The sequence below is a fragment of the Vibrio sp. 2132-1 genome, assembly GCF_033344315.1.
The window spans coordinates 1-613 of sequence record NZ_JAWPON010000534.1 but is presented as its reverse complement, the minus strand read 5'-3'; the positions used below and the strand labels follow the sequence as shown (position 1 = coordinate 613).

General features: G+C 49.3%; 1 protein-coding gene. It reads right to left on the bottom strand.

From position 1 onward, the window contains the following. A partial coding sequence (locus R8N47_RS26490) for a TraU family protein (RefSeq protein ID WP_412034492.1) occupies positions 1-592 on the bottom strand: 592 nt, incomplete at its 3' end. Between the last annotated feature and the right edge of the window lie 21 nt (positions 593-613).

Sequence of the window (613 nt, the reverse complement as noted above, 5' to 3'; positions counted from 1 at the left end):
CAATTGGGTTTGCTACTGCCGCCGCCTCTGGATTGGTAAAAAAAGCGAGCTCATCATTGTTCCAGGTCGGGTCGAGCTCCGACATGTACATGATGTCGAGATCCATATACCCATCAGCATTACAGGTCTGCTTAATAAATAAATCGAGCATCACCAACAGAGGAAACGCATAGTAGTGATAGTGCATAAAAGAACCATCACCACCATCCATGTCTCCCATGCCATGATGCCCTTGGTTAGTCCTATCAAACGGGAACCTGACACCATTCAAGACAGATGAGCAGCCAGGCACTCTCTGAAATTCAACAAGCCGTGCTGGCTCCCACATAGAAGTGGTGACTCCAGGCCGAGGGACCCCTAGATTATCCTCGCACATACACAGAGGGTTGCTTACGGCTTCACTCGGGAATGATCCGCCTCCACCACTTATAGGAACCCCTGCTACTTTGATGGGAAAAATACAGCTCCAGCAGATGTCAGTAATCAGTTTTCCGCCGATTACTTCCGCATTCTGGCACCCAGGGTCAGCCGATACCGAACGAACCCAAAAGACCGCGCTAACGGCAATGACCCGTAGAATTTTTTGCATCATGGTAAGGCCTTTACGTAATTC